Source organism: uncultured Haliea sp. (genome assembly GCF_963973825.1).
Classification (GTDB): domain Bacteria; phylum Pseudomonadota; class Gammaproteobacteria; order Pseudomonadales; family Halieaceae; genus Haliea.
Window position 1 is genome coordinate 144,288 of record NZ_CAXBAE010000008.1, and the last position, 14,275, is coordinate 158,562.

A 14,275-nucleotide genomic window follows, 5' to 3' on the forward strand; every position below is an offset into this window, starting at 1 on the left:
GTAACCATTTGTTCCATCGCAACTTTTTGATGCTGGCAAGGTTTTTGCTTTGTTTAGAGCATCAGAAAATCAGCCCGCTTCGGAAGAGAGAAACACGATGATGAACATAGGAAAAACGGTATTTTGCAAGGCCGCACTTGCGGTCTCACTCACCTTCGGTGCCCTCGGCCTGCAGGCGGCCCCGATTATCGAGGGCACCTTCGTTGCTGATGCGGTAGAAGATTATGAGGGCACTCCTGGTGGACGCACCTTCCTGACTTCACTGTTTGGCGGGTCGGTAAGTGTTGTCGCGGGAACGGTCAGCCACGCCTCGGTGGACGCGGGTGACTGGTTCGATTTTCGCGGTAGTTCGGCGATTGTCCCGGTCTCCGGGTCGCGCTTCGGAACCGGCTTCGGCGATGGCACGTACGGGCTGGATTTCAGCGGTCTGGGCGGCATCTTCGGCTTTAGCGGCTGGTTCAGCGCCGCAGTGCCCGGTGCGGAGTCCATCGAGTTCTTCGGTGCAGGCAATGAGTCTCTCGGCGTCATCTCCCGCCCGGCTGGTTTCGGCCCCGGCAATGGCACCATGGAGTTTATCAGCGTGACTTCGGACACCGCAATCCAGTCTTTGCTCATCTCCGGGCAGGAGATCGCCTCCGATGATCTGGCCTACACCACGTCGCGCACAGGCTCCACGCCAGTGCCCGTACCCGGCACGCTGGTTTTGCTGGGTCTGGGGCTGATTGGTCTTGGAGCTTCTGTCGGCGGGCGTCGTAAAGCCTAGTCGCGAAATCTGGCGATACATCGCAAATTTAAGGGGGAGGGAGCGCGAGCTTCCTCCCTTTTTTGTTCCTGCGAAGTTTGTGGCGGGAGTCTGAGATTACTCAGGGCGTTGTGGGGCAGCCATGACCTCCCTTATGCCCGACACGGACCAGTCGGTCGTAATGTCGCCGCGATAGTTAACGATGGTCAGGCGCAGCGGTATGCCGAGGCCGGGTTGCAAGCTGGAGAGCAGGTCCGACGGCAGCACCCAGCCCACATAGGCCGGAGCTGCTTGTTGCAGCGCAAGGTACAGGTCATGCACCAATGCCAGCATCGCCGCCAGGGTGTGGCCATGCACTAGCGCGTGCGGGCTGGCGAAGTAGCCAGTGCCCACCTCGGCGTCGCCGTTCAGCAGGCGGTAGCCTTTACAGCGGATACCGTGCAGCGTGTGGTCGTCTCCAGACGCGAGAGCGCGGTCAACCGCGACCCCTTCCGCTGAATCCTCTGGTCGCTTGAACAGCTGTTGCATGCGCAACCGGCTCAGTTTTGCATGCTCCGGTGGCAGTGCGTCGAGTGATCGCTCTAGGGTGTCTGTCTCCACCTGCAGCCGGCTCGCAAGTGCCGCAACGCTGTCCCGATTCGCGACGACGGAAGGACCGTCATTTCCAAGGGTGATCTGCAGCGTGTCCGTTGCGGCATCGTAGACGCCTTCCAGGCCCGCTGCCGGGCTATAGACCCGCACCGCATCGGCCATGATGACAAGTTCGTGTGTGCTGGTGCGCCCGAATGCCTGCAATTCCAATGTGAGGCTGGTGGCAACCTGTGGAGTTGCCATGCTCAGGGTGGGCAGAAGGAGGGGGAGCAGCCGCAGGAGCACAAGGCCCCGGGTGCGGTGCCTCCGGGGATGTGGCAGGTCATGGCGCCAATATCCGGGGCGGCAAGTCAACCATTGGCTGCTCGCTACCCCGTTGCATCTCGGTGCGCGGTCAGGCGCTGGCGAGATGACGTCTGTGCACAAGGGCGAGGATGAGCAGCCCGAACAGGAACAGCCAGAGTGTCATGGGTGTGGGCACTGTGCCAAGTGCCGCACCGCTGCTCAACAGGGCGAAAGCGCTCAGGCCGAGGGCACGGTGTGCCGCTGTAGTCGGGTGGATCTGATCCCAGAACAAGTAGCCATCGGCGCCGGCGCAGCTCACCTCGGTTCTGCCAAGGCCCAGGAAGCCAGAGGACACCACCGAACGACATTCATCCGTGGTGTTGGTGTAGCCAAAGGGCGCTGGGTCCGCGAGGATACTGTTGAAGACAGAAAATACGTCGAGAAAGTAGATCGATGCCGTTGTGGTGCGTGCCAACCCGTTCAGGCGTTGTTCGAGGCCAGTGTTCCATGCTGTGGTGACGAAGGTGGCGGAGGCCGCTTCAGCGGAGGTACGGAACTCCGGGATGCTGCCAAGGTCGGGCAGATTGGGTACCAGCAGGGTGCCGGCACCACTGGCCACCAGTCCACCGAGCACGCCAAACAAGGAGTCCAGCGTGGCATTGATGGCGGCCAGGGGATCGGCGTCGCCCACGAGGTCGCGCATATCATTGCCGCCTGCCCAGGCAACGAACAGGGCATCGGAGTCTGACGGGCCGCCCCCCAGGTCGTTGTTGTAACGGGCCTGCTGGGTGAGTACGCCGGCAGAGAACCCAACTGCGTTATCGACACGAGCGCCGCCATAGGCGTAGTTGTTGCCCCCCGCTGATGAACGCGTTGCGCGGGGCAGGTCGAGCAGGTCCGCGAGGTATTCGTGCCAGACCGGGCCATTGCTGAAACGGCCGTTGGGGCCATAACCCGCCAGCGCGGCGACGGTTCCGGTGGAGCCTAATGGTACGGCTGCACGCGTGTTGCCGGTATCCGAGAGGCTGTCGCCGAACACGTAGATGTCGGAGAACATCGGGGCGGCGTACAGCTGACTGCTGGCGAGGGCCAAAGCGGCAACGGCAGCGCGCGCGGCATGTTTGAGCTGGCAGAAACGTGATTTCATGGTGTTTTTATTCCTTCCGGTTTGGGTAGACTCAAGCGGCGTGCCTTGTGGCTCAGCGCGGGCGAACTCCGGGCCAGTTGGAGGTCGCTCGGAAGCGGCAATGCGAAATTCATGCCACAAAATAACTTATTGATTTATAAGACAAAGAAATGGAAAAGGCGTCCTGTGTGTAAAAAATTCTGACAGTGGCTGATGCCGGGTCAGTGGATGCATAGTTCCCGGTGCCATGAGCACCTTGAAAATCTGTGAACCAGTGCGCAGTGTCTCGCGCGAGCCTGTGCTAGTCTTTATGTGTGTAATTAGCGGTCCATTGGGTGAAGGTGTCCTTGGGTTAGTGGCGCGCATTCCAGCTGTCAGCTGTCGAATATTTTTACAGACTGGAGGCCTTGGCCGATAACCTTTGGTAATTAACGTAGAAAAATCAGCGGCTTGCAAATCTGGCTCGGTTTTTGCTTCATCGTGTCGTACGCAGATGGTCGTGGTGATAACAGGAGTAGTGTCGTGGAGAATAATCAAACAGGTGACAAGAGGTCGGTAGACGCCACCCGGCGCCGCCTGTTGAAGGCATCTGCTGCGGCCCCCTTGCTCGCCTCACTCACGCCGAACGCCGCACTCGCCATGTCCAGCGCAGCGCAGTGTGCTGGTGGGAACTTCTCGAACATGAAATCGGCCAGCCAGGGCAACAGCCTGCAGGGCGACACGGCCGTGCGCATGGAAGTCCCCTATTTCCAGAAGCAGGGTCGCAGGGTTTCAGGTCTGGCAAACAATCTGTATGACATCAACGGGGTCTATTACCACAACAGTGGGACCGCGTACGCAACGAACCGCGAAGAGCTTCTGCACCATGGGTATGAGGAGTCAACGCGCCACGTCCTGGTGCTCTTCGACGTCAGCGGCGGCACGCCGGAAATTGTCGGGTACTGGCCGCAGATTCCCGAGTCCAGTTTCGATGAGATGCACGCGACGCCCATGACGGGCTCCTGCTGGACCTCGCTCAATCCGTCAAACCTGCGCGCGTTCAACTGAGTAAGCCTGAAGCCGTTAAAGCCGTGGTAAACTGCGGCGATGCAGCAATGGCAACCCGTATCAGCTGATTCACTTCTCATCGAGCACGTGGGTGATTGTTGCGCCGTGTATTCCGGAGCGACCGGTGACACACACCTGCTCGACGCCCTGCCCGTAGAGGTCCTGAGATTCGTCATAGACTCCGCGCCGTGCTCCGTCGTGGAGATCGCCGCGTTGATTGCTGATGTTGTGGATGAACCTGCGGATGCCTGGGTAGTGCAGGTCAGTGAAGTGCTGCAGCGTCTACGGGCCTTACAGCTTGTCGAGCACGTACCACATTGAAGCTGGGCGAACTCCCCGAAGATGAACTGCGGGCCAGGCTGCGAGCGCAGCACCTGTCTGTCGCCAGCGGGCCCTTTCTGCTGCGCCTGCGCAGCAACATCCCCAGCTTCGCCGCCACCTGGCAGCAATGCTACGCGGAACTCGAGATACTGCCTGATGACACGGTCTGCCATTTTCGCGTTGCGGTAGAACGCCAGCAGGGCGTGCGGCGCTGGTATCGCCCACAGGTGGTGTTTCGCGTAGAGGAGCTGACGCCCTTCGACCCCTATCCGCTGGACCAGGCATTCCCCATGTTCGAGTGGGGTTTGAACTGGTGTATCGCCATGTCAGCCCACGACTACCTGATGTTGCACAGTGCGGTGGTGGAGCGCGATGGCTGTGCGGTGGTGCTGCCGGCGCAACCGGGCTCCGGCAAGAGCACCCTGTGTGCCGCGCTGGTCGGGCGTGGCTGGCGCCTGCTGTCGGACGAATTTGGTATTCTGCGCCATGCGGATGGCTGTTTCCTGCCACTGCCGCGAGCTGCTCCCCTGAAGAACGCCTCGATCCCCCTGCTGCGCGACTTTGCGCCACACCTCGGTTTCGGTCCCCGCTTCGACAAAACCCGCAAGGGTGATGTGGTGCATATGTTCCCGCCATCAGAGAGTCTGCAGCGGCAGGCGGAAGCCGCCCGGCCGCAGCTCATCGTGTTCCCCCGCTACGAGGCCGGTGCCGCCCTGCAGGTGCAGCAGCAGGCGCCGGAAGTGGCCATGACGCGCCTGGTAAACAACTCCTTCAATTACCGTGTGAGCGGTGCGCAGGGTTTTCGCTCACTCTGCAGGCTGGTGCGCGAGTGCGCCAGTTATCAGTTGACCAATGGCAGCCTGGATGACGCTGTGGCCGCCATCGAACGCCTGGTACAGGAGCGCCGGTCTTGAAGGCGCTGATTGCCGTGTTGCGCGACCCGGCGAGTGCCCGTCACTTCACCCCAGCCGATTGGGAAGCCTTGCTGGGCGAGGGGCGGCGCACCCGGATGCTGGCGCGTGTGCATCACCTGCTGGCGCAGAGCGTGCCCGATCTGCCCCAGCCTGTGGGGGCTCGGGATATGCTGTCCGGCCACGCACACTACGTTGCCCATATGCATGTGCTGGTGCGCAACGAACTGCGCCGGATTGGCGCCGTCGCCGCACAGGTGGATTACCCCGTGATACTGCTGAAGGGGGCGGCATACCTGGCGGCGCAGCTGCCACTGGCGGCGGGCCGCGGGCTCAGCGATATTGATGTGCTGGTGCCGCGTGATGCACTGGATGATTTCGAGCGGCGATTGCTTGCGGCCGGCTGGGAATTTGATCCTTCCCTGTCTGCCTATGATGATCAGTATTATCGGGCGTGGTCGCACGAACTGCCCCCCATGCGCCACCCGGATTCGTCACTGGAACTCGATGTGCACCACAACCTGATTCAGGTGACCAGCCGCAGCGCTCTGGAGGCGGCACCGCTGATCGCTCGTGCCCAACCGGTGGCGGGAACGCCGTTTCATGTGTTGGCAGCACCGGACAGGGTTCTGCACAGCGCGCTGCACCTGCTGATGAGCGATGAACTGCGGGGGGGCATTCGCGATCTTTACGATATTTACGCGCTGTGCCGACTGGCGGCTGCGGAGGATGCCGGCTTCTGGGATGATCTGGCTGCACACGGGCGTGCACTGCAGCTGCTGCGGCCACTCTATTATGTGCTGGCTGCCGCCCGCGACCTGTTCGCCCTGGAGGTACCGGAGAGTGTCTGGTCGACGGTGCGGGAGGCGCGGCCGGCGTATCCTGTCGATCGGGTGATGAGCGCCCTGGTACGCTGGCACCTTGCGCCGCGTATCGACCAGCCCTGGCGCACTGTAGTGGCCGAGCAGTTGCTGTACCTGCGCTCACACTGGGTGCGCATGCCACCGGGGATGTTGCTGCGCCATCTTGCTCACCAGAGTCTGGTTGCCCTGCGTAGACCTCAGGGCGTGTAGTCAATCCCGCCTTTTTCCGCGACGGCCGCCTCGGGCTCCTCCGCAGCCAGTAACCCCTCGCGCACCTCAAACTGGCTCATCCCGGAACTGAATGCCATCTGCTTGCCCAGGGTGACGGTGCGTTGCTCCTGACCACGCTGCAGCAGCAGGTGATGCCCGGGTGCAAAGCCTGTGCGCGGCGTAATGATGGTCTCCCGGCCCTGCGACAGGCGATTCGGCGGCAGGATCATGACCCGAAGGGAAGCGGCCTGGCTGGCGCCGTCGCGCAAGGTCTGGCACGCCCAGGATTCCGCGCGAGAGGCCAGCACCTCGACGCCGGTGGTCGTGCTGCTGGCGTGGCGCCGACGGGTCCAGCGGATGACGCCAAGCAGCCAGGGATCTTTCTGGTCTCTGCGCAGGCAGAGTAGTTCCCCGTTGCGCACGGTGCCGGGTGCGTTAGCGCCCCAATCGAGGCAGTAGCCTCCGGGGCTGGCGTCCACTGTGGTGACGCGCACGATGCTGTAGTTGGCGGGTAATTCGGTCGGCGCTTCCCGTTCCGTTCGGGCCCGGGCCAGAACATTGATGCTGCCGTCACGGTTCAGCGATGAGTGGCTGCGGTCGGTGTCGTGTGTGGCCGCCCAGGGGTCATCGTCTTTTCGCTCCACCAGAAACGGGTTTTCCTTGCTGTGGCTGGCAGCCCGGTTGCGGGGTTTCTGCACCAGGTCCTCAAGCGCGCGCTCACCGGCGAGATGGAAATGCGCCGCACTGAAGCCCAGCACGGCTTGCAGGGGTTCGCTCACGATGACTCGGCGATTTGCCCGTTCCCGCTCGCTGCCCAGGCAGTCCAGCAGGTGGTCCAGCAACGGCAGGGGCACGCGGGTTTCACCCAGCAACGCGGCGCTGCGGCCCGCTTTGCGTGCCGTATCCCTCGCTCTTGTTGCGGAGGCGATAAGGTCGGAGGTATCCAGCAACCGCACCTGCTTGCCCGGCATCGCCATGCTGCTGCGATAGACCGGGGGGCTGGCGCCGTTGAGGTCGACGGCAAACAGGCCCTCAGCCTCTGCGCCGGGTCGCAGCCGGCAGCCGGCCACTGACTCCCGCAGGGCGGCATGCAACACGGCAATGTCGCTGCGCAGCAGTTGGCCGGTCTGGCAGCAGGCGAGCAGCAGTGGCACCAGCCAGGTATTGCGAATGCTGCTCTCCCCACCACCTGCCCCGGGTACCGTCAGCTCTGTCAGCCGGTAGCGCTCTCCCAACAGGTAGGTCTGGTGCAGCGTCGACCAGGTGCGCGACTCGATGGGCAGCTGGAGGTTGAGCGCCAGTACCACCTTGTGCGCTCCGTAGTGCAGGGCATGTTCCAGCGCCTCGCAAACCAGCCTTGCGGGCGCGCGGCGGGTAATCCTGGCGGGCTCCCGGGCGGCCTGCATGACGCAGATGGAGTAGGCGGTGCAGGCCAGTCCACCAATCTGGTCGGAGAGCGCCGCCAGTGCCTGTAGTCGTGGTGGCATCACCAGGGGCTGATTGACCAGCATGCGATCGAGCAGGGTCAGCGTTTGCGTAAGGCTTGGCCGCAGGGTTTCCAGCAGTTCGTAGCGGAGTTCCGGGTCCACTGGCGCGCGATTGAGCTCGTTCAGTGTGTCGCGCAGTGTCTTTGCCACACCGGAAGGATCCGCCATCGGTAGCGCATCGCACCACGCGGCTGCGGCCGACAAGCGGGTCGCGAAACGGGTAAAGGGTGCGCCGTCCTGCGGAGGGATGCGAAGTTCGACGGGAACAGGTGTACTCATGGCGCGGCGCTTGTCGGTGATCAGAAACGAGAGTACCGCAGGGCGAGCAGCGCGCGCCAGATCGCTTAAGTGACGGGGTTCACACCTTTGGCAATCGGTCGAACCAGGGTGCCGCTTTTTCCAGCTGTCCTGCAAGTTGGAACAATAGTGCTTCCTCGCCGTAGCGACCCGCAAACATGACGCCAATCGGCAGGCCATCGGCGCTCCAGTGCAGTGGCACCGACATGGCGGGCTGCCCGGTTGCATTGAACAGGCTGGTGAAGGCCGATACGCTGATGGCGGCCTGCTCGTAGGGCGCCTTTTCCTGGTTCAGGCTCAGTTCCCCGAGTTTTGCTGGCGGGGTGGTCAGGGTGGGTGATAGCAGCACATCGTATGTTTCCTGCAGCAGCGCCACATCCCGCGTCATCCGCTCAATGTCCTGCATCGCCGCATAGAGTTGTTCGGCGCTGTTGTTGCGATCGGCCCGGTACCGCTCCCAGATCAGTGGCTCCAGATCGTTTTCGGTAACGTCCCGCCCCAGCGCCCGTTCCCTGGCGCGAATCCGTTCGACCGTGCTGGCGGCCATGATGGGACCGAAGGCGGCGAAAAAGCGTCGCGGATCGACGGGCAGTGTCACGTCTTCAACGACGTGTCCCAACCCACCGCAGAGGGTTGCGGCGTTGCGTGCGGCGCTGATGCATTCTGCGTGCACCGGGGTGTGCGTGAGCGGCGTAGTGACCAGGCCAATACGCAGGCGCCCCGGCGCCTGTTGCGCCGCCTGCAGAAAGCTGCCTGCGTGGGGCGGTGCGATCACCGTCTGTCCCGGCTCGGGGCCGCTGGTGGCGTCCAGCAGCGCGGCGCTGTCGCGCACGCTGCGCGATACGGCATGCGTGACAGACATGATCGACGACAATGTGCGCGGCCCGGCTGGCACCCGGCCGCGACTGGGCTTCATGCCGAACAGGCCGCAGGCGGATGCGGGGATGCGAATCGAGCCCCCGCCGTCAGTTGCATTGGCGATGGGCAGGATGCCGCCGGCCACCGCCGCCGCCGCACCGCCCGAGGAGCCACCGGCCGAGTGCGCCAGGTTCCAGGGGTTGCGCGTGTCGCCGAAGAGCATGGACTCGCTGCTGCCCGTGCCGCCGAACTCGGGGCTGTGGGTCTTGCCCATGATAACGAGCCCTGCCGCCTGGTACCGTGTGACCACGGTGCTCGTGTAGTCGGCGACATTGTCGCGGAAGAAGCGCGAACCCTCGGTGGTGACTGTGCCTTCAAGCATCATGCCCAGATCCTTGAGCAGGAACGGCACGCCACGGAAGGGGCCGTCCGGCAAGGGCCCGGCGGCGACAGCACGCGCTCGATCGTACAGGGTTTCCACGATGCAATTCAGGGTGGGGTTGACTGCGTTGGCGCGCGCAATCGCGACCTCGAGCACTTCCCGGGCGGAGACGTCCCCGCTGCGCACCCGTTCGGCAATGCCCAGCGCGTCCCACTGTTGGTAGTCTGCAAATGACACCCCGGTGGGCGCGCTGCGCAGGGCGGGTGCGAGGGCTGCCGTGGTGGCGGCGAGCAGGCCCTGTTTGATGAGTGTGCGGCGGGATGGGTCGTCCATTTCGGGTGTCCTCGGTAGCAGTGTTGAGGCAATATAACCCAGAGCTGTGACATGGAGGGTTCAGTTTATTGTTCCGGTCTGGCCGTTTCCAGAGTTCACCAGCGTGGGAGCAAACACTGCTGCGCAAGATAGTTCACATCGATATGGACGCGTTTTTCGCCAGCGTTGAGCAGCGCGATAACCCGGCCCTGCGCGGCCAGCCGGTCGCCGTGGGTGGGTCCGCCGAACGCGGTGTGGTCGCGGCTGCCAGTTACGAAGCGCGGCAGTTCGGCGTGCGTTCCGCCATGCCTTCGGTGAGCGCGAAACGGCGCTGCCCGCAGCTGATCTTCGTGAAGCCGCGGTTTGACGTGTACAAGGCGGTGTCGCGGCAGATTCGCGCGATTTTCGCGCGTTACAGCGGTTTGGTGGAGCCCCTGTCGCTGGACGAAGCCTATCTGGACGTGACTGAAGATCGTCTGGGCATCGGGAGTGCCATTCGTGTCGCGGCAAGTATCCGCAGGGATATTCTCGCGGAGACCGGGTTAACGGCGTCCGCCGGCATCAGCTATAACAAATTCCTGGCCAAGGTCGCGTCGGACCAGAACAAGCCCAACGGGCAGTTTGTGGTACTCCCGGAGGACGGTGCGGCGTTTGTGGCCGCGCTGCCGGCGCGACGTTTTTACGGGGTGGGGCCCCGCACCGCCGAGCGTATGGCGCAGTTGGGTATCCACACGGGTGCGGATTTGAGGGCCCAGAGCCTCGGCTTTCTGCAGCAGCATTTTGGCAAGTCGGCGCTGTATCTGTATCACGCCAGCCGCGGCGAGGATGATCGACCGGTGCGCCCCGATCGGGTACGCAAGTCGGTAGGGGGTGAGCGCACCTACGCGCGCGACCTGCAGTCCAGCGCCGAGTTGCATGCCGCGCTGGACGAGATCATCGACATCGTCTGGCAGCGGGTCGCACAGCAGGGCGTGCAGGGACGAACGCTGACCTTGAAGATGAAGTACGCGGATTTCCGCCAGGTCACCCGGGCGCGCTCCCTGCCCGCGCCGATTCTCGAGCGCCAACAGTTCGATGAAGTGGCGCGATCAATACTGGGGTGCCTGCTGCCAGTGCCGCTGGGGGTGCGCCTGCTGGGGCTCAGCCTGTCCGGATTTGAGCCACCCTCAGGGTCCCTGGCCCCTCGGGTGGCAGAACCCGCTCCGGCGCAATATCCGCTGCAGTTCTGATCACGGATGATAAACTGCGGCTTTTCAGGACAGGACGCACCCGCCATGACCACAATCGGAACTCCCCTGACGGCCCAGGCCACACGCGTGATGTTGCTGGGCAGCGGCGAACTGGGGAAGGAGGTGGCGATTGAACTGCTGCGCTTCGGTTGCGAGGTGATCGCAGTGGACCGCTATGCCAATGCGCCGGCCATGCAGGTGGCGCACCGGTCGCACGTGGTGAACATGCTGGACGGCGCAGCGCTGCGCGGCCTGATCGAGCGGGAACGTCCGCAGCTGATCGTCCCCGAAATTGAGGCCATCGCCACCGATGAACTGGTGGCGATGGAGGCCGAAGGCTGGCACGTCGTGCCCTCTGCTCGCGCCGCGCAATTGACCATGAACCGCGAAGGCATCCGCCGCCTGGCGGCGGAACAACTCGGCTTGGCAACCTCGCCCTACCGTTTTGCGGAAACGCAGGAGGAGTACGCCGCAGCCGTGGCCGAGATCGGCATGCCCTGTGTGGTGAAGCCCATCATGTCCTCCTCCGGCAAAGGCCAGAGCACCGTGCGCACCCCGGACGATGTGCAGGCAGCGTGGGACTATGCGCAGTCGGGCGGACGCAGCGGTGGGGGCAAGCTGATCGTCGAGGGTTTCATCGATTTCGACTATGAAATCACGCTGCTTACCGTGCGTCACCGCGATGGCACCAGTTTCTGCGAGCCCATTGGCCATCGGCAGGAGAAAGGCGACTACCGCGAGTCCTGGCAGCCCCAGGCGATGAGCGCTACGGCGCTGGCGGACGCGCAGCGCATTGCGGCGGCGGTGACCGGTGAACTGGGTGGTCACGGGCTCTTCGGCGTCGAGCTGTTCGTCAAAGGGGACACCGTCATCTTCAGTGAAGTCTCCCCGCGACCACACGATACGGGCCTGGTGACCCTCATTTCCCAGAACCTGTCCGAGTTTGCCTTGCACGCCCGGGCGATCCTCGGTTTGCCCATACCGCTCATTCGCCAGTGGGGGCCCTCAGCCTCTGCGGTGCTGCTGGTGGCGGGCGATTCCAGGGAAATGCGCTATGCCAATCTCGCCGAGGCGTTGCGCGAACCGGACACGGACCTGCGGCTGTTTGGCAAGCCGGAGGTGCGCGGTGAGCGTCGTCTTGGCGTGGGCCTGGCCCGTGCGGACAGTATTGAGACCGCGGTGCAGAAAGCACTGCAGGTGACCGCTGCCATTAAGGTCAGCCTGTGACGGCGGCCGGCATCCCGCGAGCGCGACGCGCGGCTGCATGAGCAGCGAACCGATACGCGGGGCAGCGCGGCTGCATGAACTGCTGGCCCTGCAGGCGCAACGGCAGCCCGAGGCCACAGCGCTGTGGTGGCAGGGCAGGGCAATCTCCTATGCGCAATTGCAGCAGCGTGTGACGCAGCTGGCGCGGCGTCTGGCCAGCGTGGGTGAAACGGGCGAGCGCATCGGCGTGCTCGCGTTCAATGGGCCCGAATTCCTCGAACTGATCTACGCCGCGGCCGCCAGTGGTCGCATCCTGGTACCCCTGAACGCGCGGCTGGCCCCCGCCGAGTGGGTCTATCAGCTGGAGGCTGCCGGCGTGAGCCTGCTGTTTGGCGATACGGCATTGCTGCAGGCGCTGAGGGCGCATCCGCAAGCGCCGTCCCTGCCGATGGTGGACTTGCAGGACGCCTACCGTGGCTGGATTGGACAGGGACCGCAGGCGCCGCTGCCGGTTACCGGGGCGGCGGATCCGGTATGGATTCTCTACACCTCGGGTTCCACCGGGCGGCCCAAGGGCGCTGTACTCACCCACCAGTCTTTCCTGGCGGGTCTGGCGTCGGCCGCCCTGGCGCGCCCCGTCTTGCCCGGCGATATCTTCCTGTACCCCTTCCCGCTGTTTCACGTAGCGGCGCACAATGTGCTGTTGCAGCACCAACACGGTGCTGCGGTGGTGCTGTTGCGCGCATTTTCGTCGGCGGCCACCCTTAGCGCCTGCCGTGAGCTGAACGTCACCACGCTGTCCCTGGCGCCCACGATGATTGCCATGCTGTTGGACGATCCCGCGTTTTCCCCGGCAGACCTCGCGTCGGTGCGCACGATTGGCTACGGCGCATCGGCCATGCCGGAAACGCTGTTGCGGCGTTTGCTGACGGAAACCGGTGTGGGACTCTGCCAAAGCTACGGTATGACCGAGTTGTCCGGCAGCGCGGCCTTTCTCACGGTGGAAGACCACCAGCAGGCAGTGGCGGGCCAGCCCGAGCTGCTGCGCACGGTGGGCAGGCCACTGGCCACGGTGCAGGTAAAGGTGGTGAATGAGGCGGGTTATGAGTGCGAGACGGGCGTGGCCGGCGAGATACTGGTAAGAGGGCCGCAGTGCATGCGCGGCTACTGGCAACAGCCTGAGGCCACTGCCAGCGCGCTGGTGGATGGTTGGCTGCATACCGGGGATATCGGGCGCTTTGACGAGCGGGGTTACCTGAGTATTGTCGATCGCAAGAAGGACATGATCATCAGCGGTGGCGAGAACGTGGCTTCGCGGGAAGTGGAAGAAGCCCTGCGTCTGCACCCCGCCGTGCGCGACTGCGCGGTGATCGGTTTGCCGGATCCGCGCTGGGGAGAGCAGGTCGCGGCAGTGGTGGTGCTGGATGGGGCAGCCAGTGACGAGGAGTTGGCTGCCCATTGCCGCAGCCTTCTCGCAGGTTACAAAACCCCGAAGGCCTGGCGTCGCGTGCAGGCGCTGCCCCTGAACGCAGCCGGCAAGGTCGACAAGCCAGCGTTGCGGGCCGGGGGCGGCGCGCAGCGGTAACCTCGACTATTTTGCGCGCTGTATCGCCTTGCTGACGTACGCCATGAAATCCGTCATATTGGCCGCCTGGTCCGCGTCCACCTGTTTCGACACGGGCTCCTCCGCCATGCGTGCGTCCCACTCAGCAAGGCCGGGCACAGCGGGCAGGATGTCCCACTGCAGCTGGCTGGGGCCTACCAGTTTGGGCATGGCCAGCGCATAGCGCAGGTAGATGTCAGCGAGTGTCAGCTCTTCACCGCAGACCCAGGGTGAAAACTGCGCCAGCTGAGTGAGGCTGGCAGTGCCCTTGTCCAGCGTGGCGCGCACTTCGCCTTTGACCGCATCGGATACCGGTGCATTGGCCAGTACGGCGGGCAGCAGCCGTCGCGCGGCCAGTTCCAGGTAAAGCTCCGCGACCTTCATCACCTGCCGCACCCGGGCCCGCTGCTCCGGGTCGGCGGGCAGCAGGGGCTTGTTCGGATAGGCGTCCTCGATGTACTCCAGCAGCACGCTGCTTTCCGAGAGCGCGGTCCCCTGCTCGGTCGTCATGGCGGGCACTTTGCCTGCCGGGCTGACTGCGAGCAGCTCGGGGGAACCCGGATAGACCAGGTGCTCGGTGAAGGGTACTCCCTTGAGTAACAGGCTGTGCTTGACGATGTTGTAGTAGTTGCTGGCCGAGAAGCCGTGCAGTGTGAGCATGCTGTTGTCATCCTTGCAGTTCATTGTTGGCTAGCCGAGTGTACGCGTAGTGGCCGGCTTGAGGCCAGCGACCTGCTCTTTAGCTCTGCCCCGCCTATCCAGTAAACTGTGCGGCTTTATCGCACCCCACGCCGGCGGTGCGTCA

Annotated in this window: 13 protein-coding genes; 8 read left to right on the forward strand and 5 right to left on the reverse strand. The window is 63.9% G+C overall.

Going from position 1 to position 14,275, the window contains the following annotated elements; all coding sequences use genetic code 11:
• Positions 1-97: 97 nt before the first annotated feature.
• Positions 98-763: a PEP-CTERM sorting domain-containing protein gene (locus AACZ17_RS11140; protein WP_290745998.1), complete on the forward strand. Its 666-nt coding sequence runs from the start codon at positions 98-100 to the stop codon at positions 761-763.
• 96 nt (positions 764-859) lie between these two features.
• Here the strand turns inward: AACZ17_RS11140 and AACZ17_RS11145 are convergent, their stop codons facing one another.
• Both AACZ17_RS11145 and AACZ17_RS11150 read right to left on the reverse strand, forming a co-directional pair.
• Positions 860-1,576: a hypothetical protein gene (locus tag AACZ17_RS11145; protein ID WP_290746001.1), complete on the reverse strand. Its 717-nt coding sequence runs from the start codon at positions 1,574-1,576 to the stop codon at positions 860-862.
• Between the two features lie 151 nt (positions 1,577-1,727).
• Positions 1,728-2,765: an SGNH/GDSL hydrolase family protein gene (locus AACZ17_RS11150; RefSeq protein ID WP_290746004.1), complete on the reverse strand. Its 1,038-nt coding sequence runs from the start codon at positions 2,763-2,765 to the stop codon at positions 1,728-1,730.
• A gap of 501 nt (positions 2,766-3,266) precedes the next feature.
• On the opposite strand from AACZ17_RS11150, the gene AACZ17_RS11155 reads away from it, so the two are divergent.
• Genes AACZ17_RS11155 through AACZ17_RS11170 form a run of 4 tightly spaced genes read left to right on the forward strand, consistent with a single transcriptional unit; the run spans position 3,267 to position 6,096 of the window.
• Entirely contained in the window at positions 3,267-3,791 is a 525-nt protein-coding gene (locus AACZ17_RS11155; protein ID WP_290746007.1) for a hypothetical protein, read from the forward strand.
• A gap of 39 nt (positions 3,792-3,830) precedes the next feature.
• Complete coding sequence (locus AACZ17_RS11160; protein WP_290746010.1) at positions 3,831-4,112, forward strand: HPr-rel-A system PqqD family peptide chaperone; 282 nt, start codon at positions 3,831-3,833, stop codon at positions 4,110-4,112.
• Complete coding sequence (locus tag AACZ17_RS11165; RefSeq protein WP_290746013.1) at positions 4,109-5,026, forward strand: HprK-related kinase A; 918 nt, start codon at positions 4,109-4,111, stop codon at positions 5,024-5,026. The genes AACZ17_RS11160 and AACZ17_RS11165 overlap by 4 nt, the downstream gene beginning before the upstream one ends.
• Positions 5,023-6,096, forward strand: coding sequence for a nucleotidyltransferase family protein (locus tag AACZ17_RS11170; protein ID WP_290746016.1), 1,074 nt, complete (start codon positions 5,023-5,025; stop codon positions 6,094-6,096). Before AACZ17_RS11165 ends, AACZ17_RS11170 begins: the two co-directional genes overlap by 4 nt.
• Here AACZ17_RS11170 and AACZ17_RS11175 read toward each other — a convergent pair.
• Entirely contained in the window at positions 6,084-7,862 is a 1,779-nt protein-coding gene (locus AACZ17_RS11175; protein ID WP_290746019.1) for a hypothetical protein, read from the reverse strand. The two genes, AACZ17_RS11170 and AACZ17_RS11175, sit on opposite strands and share 13 nt — an antisense overlap.
• 79 nt (positions 7,863-7,941) lie before the next feature.
• Positions 7,942-9,453, reverse strand: a complete 1,512-nt coding sequence (locus AACZ17_RS11180) for an amidase (protein ID WP_290746022.1) — start codon at positions 9,451-9,453, stop codon at positions 7,942-7,944.
• Between the two features lie 68 nt (positions 9,454-9,521).
• Between AACZ17_RS11180 and dinB the strand changes: the two genes are divergently transcribed.
• The 3 genes from dinB to AACZ17_RS11195 are packed head-to-tail and all read left to right on the forward strand — an operon-like array spanning position 9,522 to position 13,452.
• Positions 9,522-10,661 carry a DNA polymerase IV gene (dinB, locus tag AACZ17_RS11185; protein WP_290746025.1) on the forward strand — a complete coding sequence of 380 codons (1,140 nt, stop codon included), beginning with the start codon at positions 9,522-9,524 and terminating at the stop codon, positions 10,659-10,661.
• Positions 10,662-10,706: 45 nt separating this feature from the next.
• Positions 10,707-11,888 carry a formate-dependent phosphoribosylglycinamide formyltransferase gene (gene purT / locus AACZ17_RS11190; RefSeq protein ID WP_290746028.1) on the forward strand — a complete coding sequence of 394 codons (1,182 nt, stop codon included), beginning with the start codon at positions 10,707-10,709 and terminating at the stop codon, positions 11,886-11,888.
• Positions 11,889-11,925: 37 nt separating this feature from the next.
• The gene (locus AACZ17_RS11195) at positions 11,926-13,452 is read left to right on the forward strand and encodes an AMP-binding protein (RefSeq protein WP_290746031.1); all 1,527 of its coding nucleotides are present in this window, start codon (positions 11,926-11,928) and stop codon (positions 13,450-13,452) included.
• A 6-nt stretch (positions 13,453-13,458) separates the two neighbouring features.
• Here the strand turns inward: AACZ17_RS11195 and AACZ17_RS11200 are convergent, their stop codons facing one another.
• Entirely contained in the window at positions 13,459-14,130 is a 672-nt protein-coding gene (locus AACZ17_RS11200) for a glutathione S-transferase family protein (protein ID WP_290746034.1), read from the reverse strand.
• Positions 14,131-14,275 lie beyond the last annotated feature (145 nt).

Bases quoted from the DNA above. Each gene is read 5' to 3' on its own strand.
- AACZ17_RS11140 (WP_290745998.1), top strand. From the start codon at position 98: ATGATGAACATAGGAAAAACGGTATTTTGCAAGGCCGCACTTGCGGTC.
- AACZ17_RS11145 (WP_290746001.1), bottom strand. From the start codon at position 1,576: ATGGCAACTCCACAGGTTGCCACCAGCCTCACATTGGAATTGCAGGCA.
- AACZ17_RS11150 (WP_290746004.1), bottom strand. From the start codon at position 2,765: ATGAAATCACGTTTCTGCCAGCTCAAACATGCCGCGCGCGCTGCCGTT.
- AACZ17_RS11160 (WP_290746010.1), top strand. From the start codon at position 3,831: ATGCAGCAATGGCAACCCGTATCAGCTGATTCACTTCTCATCGAGCAC.
- AACZ17_RS11175 (WP_290746019.1), bottom strand. From the start codon at position 7,862: ATGAGTACACCTGTTCCCGTCGAACTTCGCATCCCTCCGCAGGACGGC.
- AACZ17_RS11180 (WP_290746022.1), bottom strand. From the start codon at position 9,453: ATGGACGACCCATCCCGCCGCACACTCATCAAACAGGGCCTGCTCGCC.
- purT (WP_290746028.1), top strand. From the start codon at position 10,707: ATGACCACAATCGGAACTCCCCTGACGGCCCAGGCCACACGCGTGATG.
- AACZ17_RS11195 (WP_290746031.1), top strand. From the start codon at position 11,926: ATGAGCAGCGAACCGATACGCGGGGCAGCGCGGCTGCATGAACTGCTG.
- AACZ17_RS11200 (WP_290746034.1), bottom strand. From the start codon at position 14,130: ATGCTCACACTGCACGGCTTCTCGGCCAGCAACTACTACAACATCGTC.